At 64.2% G+C, this 3,524-nt stretch carries 2 protein-coding genes and 1 pseudogene; 2 read left to right on the forward strand and 1 reads right to left on the reverse strand.

Translation table 11 applies throughout. The features are described from left to right. Positions 1 to 762 precede the first annotated feature (762 nt). Positions 763 to 2,703, forward strand: coding sequence for an MFS transporter (locus ACFWFI_RS41775; RefSeq protein WP_387401046.1), 1,941 nt, complete (start codon positions 763 to 765; stop codon positions 2,701 to 2,703). A 112-nt stretch (positions 2,704 to 2,815) separates the two neighbouring features. Further along, positions 2,816 to 3,244, forward strand: coding sequence for a DUF2267 domain-containing protein (locus tag ACFWFI_RS41780; RefSeq protein ID WP_387401048.1), 429 nt, complete (start codon positions 2,816 to 2,818; stop codon positions 3,242 to 3,244). 87 nt (positions 3,245 to 3,331) lie between these two features. On the opposite strand, the pseudogene ACFWFI_RS41785 reads toward ACFWFI_RS41780, so the two are convergent. After that, positions 3,332 to 3,524: pseudogene (locus ACFWFI_RS41785) on the reverse strand (hypothetical protein); the annotation flags it as partial.

The following is a 3,524-nucleotide window of genomic DNA, read 5'->3' on the forward strand; positions in this document are numbered from 1 at the left end:
GGACTGCCTCGCCGATGTCGCCATGCTGCGGGCCGATCCCGACGTGTTCGGCCCGGGTGGCATCCGACCCGAGGGTCTCCTGGCTCATCGACGCCTGGCGAAGACAGAAGGTCCGCGCCGCTTGGGGGATTGCCGGTCGAGTGAGCGCCGACCGGGCGAGACGAATACACCCGTTCGCTTCCCTGATGCGGACATACAACTCATCTGTTGATCTAATGTTCCGCAGCGGTCCGAGATTGTCACCTCGCTTTGCAGCTATCGGCCACACCCGGACCAGCGCTCCTCACGGCCTACGGACCAACAGCAGTGTTCCGATTGGACTTGAGGTGAGGAGACGGACGTGACCGGCCTTGCCGGGATCGCCGCCTCCTGGCGGCCACCCCCACCGGGGCGCCGTGCTCTATGTGTTCTTGTGTCGACGCCCTGTGGCCGGTCCTGAAGCGGACCTCTGCTTGCGCAGGCGCATAGCGCGCAGCAATCGCAGTGGAAACAGCCCGAGGGGAGCGCTACGGCCCAGGTCCTGTCGGTCTTCGTGGTCGAGCGCTCGCGCGTACCTCTGGGCGTCCCCGGCTGTCGGATACCGCTTAGTGCCCGCTGTTCCGCAATCGCGGTCGCATTTCCAGTGCATTGTTTCGTCTTCGCTGGAGAAGCGAAAGCGATGACCGAGAAGGCGGCAGGTACGCATGGGAAGCCACTGTATGCGAGATGTGCCGTGCCGTCAGGTCTGAACGCACTTAAATCAATCCGGCCTAGAGGAACATCATGACCACCACGACAAGTATGAAAACCATCACTACCCGGGTCCCGTCCCGGCTCGACCGGCTGCCGTGGTCACGATTCCACTGGCGGATCGTGATCGGCCTCGGTTCGGTCTGGATCCTTGATGGCCTCGAGGTGACCGTCGTGGGGGCCGTCGCCGCGCGCATGACCGAAAAGGGCAGTGGCATCGCCCTCACGAGCGCCGATATCGGAACTGCGGCCGCTATCTACGTGGCCGGGGCCTGCTTCGGTGCTCTCGTCTTCGGCAGGCTCACGGACCGTTTCGGGCGCAAGAAACTGTTCATGATCACGTTGGGAATCTACGTCCTCGCAACTGTGGCGACCGCGTTCTCTCAATCGCCCTGGTACTTCTTCCTCGCCAGATTCATCACCGGCATGGGTATCGGTGGGGAGTATGCGGCCATCAATTCGGCTATTGATGAGCTTATTCCGTCTCGCAACCGTGGTCAGGTGGATCTGGCCATCAACGGCAGCTACTGGGTCGGCGCCGCGATCGGCAGCCTGGCCGCGGTGGGCCTCCTTAGCGGCGCCTTCGCGATGGACCTCGGCTGGCGCCTGGCCTTCGGTCTCGGCGGCATTCTCGGACTGGGCATCATGGTGGTGCGTCGCAATGTCCCGGAGAGCCCTCGATGGCTGTTCATTCATGGCCGCGAGGAGGAAGCCGAGCGCATCGTCGACCGAATCGAGGCAGAGGTACGGCGGGAGACCGGAAGGGAATTGCCTGAGCCAGCCGAGGCCATTACCATCCGTCAGCGGGATGTCATTCCCTTTGTGGAGATCGCCCGGACGGCCGTACGGCGGTACCCGCGCCGTGCGATTCTCGGACTCGCGCTCTTCATCGGCCAAGCGTTCCTGTACAACGCGATCGTCTTCGACCTGGGCACGATCCTCAGCGGCTTTTTCGACGTCTCCTCGGGCTCCGTCCCGTACTTCATGGCCATCTTCGCCGGCGCCAACTTCCTCGGACCACTTCTCCTTGGCCGCTGGTTCGACACGGTTGGCCGGAAGCCGATGATCGCCGGAACCTATTTGGGCTCAGCGGGCGTCGCCGCCGCAATCGCGATCTTGCTGATGAATGACTCGCTGACGGCATGGTGGTTTTTCCTGCTGGTCTCGGTGACCTTCTTCGTAGCCTCGGCAGGGGCCAGCTCGGCCTACCTGACGGTCAGCGAGGTGTTTCCCATGGAGACCCGGGCGCTGTCTATCTCCCTGTTCTTCGCCATTGGTACAGCCGTCGGTGGGATCACAGGGCCGATGCTGTTCGGCCAGTTCATCCACAGCGGCAACAAGAATCTGGTCGCCCTCGGTTTCATCATCGGAGCCGCCGCCATGGCCCTGGGAGGAATTGTCGAAGTGTTCTTCGGCGTCCGAGCCGAGCGACAGTCCCTCGAGAGCATCGCTACCCCGCTGACCGCGGAGGAGGCAGAGGCGGAATGGCGAAACGAGCCCTCCCCGCAGGCCGAGCGTGACCGCGCCCGACCGGAGGAAGACCGTAGAAAGGCCCGCCACCGCGACGAGCGGATCGTCGGCCGGAGGATCCGCAGGCACGAGCGCGAAGAGACGGGGGGACGGAAGTACCGGCCCGGACCGGGCAGTTCGTTCTACTCGCCGGGCATGGTCGGCTCCATGGGCAAGACCAGCCGGTCCGCGGCCGCAGCCGAGCGAGCCCTCGACGAAGAGATCGAGAAGGTGGTCAAGATCCTTGAAGAGCGCGGCCCGACTGAGCTCAAAGAGCTCGAGAAGGCCGTTGAGGGGAAGTCATGGGGACCCGGCCGCTTCCGGAAGGCACTGCGCGAAGCGGTCAGGGAGTCCCGCGCCGAGGGTCGCCCCGACGGCGTTTACGCCCGGGCCGGCCGGCCCTCTGCCTCGGGCGGGGGAGGAGGTACGTCCGAAGGCCGCCGACACGACGACGGCGACGGATAACAGCCGACGACCAAGGAGACCGGAAGTGAAGAGAGCGCGACAGACCCGGCGCCCTCTCACCCCATCGATGACCCACGAGCCCGACCACCCAAAGTAGCGGAAGGATCACAAGATGGTCGACACAGGTTTCTCTTCGTTCGACACCATGGTGGACAAGGCGAATCACGTCCTCAAGGAGATCGAGGACGCTTACGGGTGGCCCAAAGACCGCCGGAAGCAGTCCTACGGCGCGCTGCGAGCAGTGCTGCACCCGCTGCGGGACCGCTTGACGGTCGACGAGAGCGCGCAATTCGGAGCTCAACTGCCGACGTTGCTGCGGGGCATCTACTACGAGGGGTGGAAGCCCTCGGAAACACCGTTGAAGATGAGCAAGGAGGAATTCTTCACACGCGTCCGACAGGGCTTCCCCTACGCCATCGAAGGCGACACCGAGCAACTGGCACGCACCGTCCTCAAGGCGCTGCAGCAACACGTCAGCAAGGGGGAGTGGGATGACCTGAAGGCCACCTTTCCCGCTTCACTGGCCGCCATCCTGCCTTAATAATTGTCCTATTGATCAGAAACTCATGGGGTTCTCGTCCAGGACGGTGGGCGGGGTGGGCACCACATCCGCACAATAAGGGCGCCGCTAGCGTCGCGACCGGGTGGCGATCACGGTGGTGGCCGTGCCCGCCGCCCCGTACAACGAGTACAGCAGGCCCTGGCCCAGGAGCTCGCCGCGCTTTTCCTCCTGGGCGTACTTGCGCTGGCGATACGTGGCCGTGCCGGTCGAATCGCCGCCGTGGTAGTTGTAGTCGAGCACGCAGGTATAGCCCTGCCGC

Origin of the sequence: Streptomyces sp. NPDC060209, from assembly GCF_042728155.1 — a bacterium.
Taxonomy (GTDB): domain Bacteria; phylum Actinomycetota; class Actinomycetes; order Streptomycetales; family Streptomycetaceae; genus Streptomyces.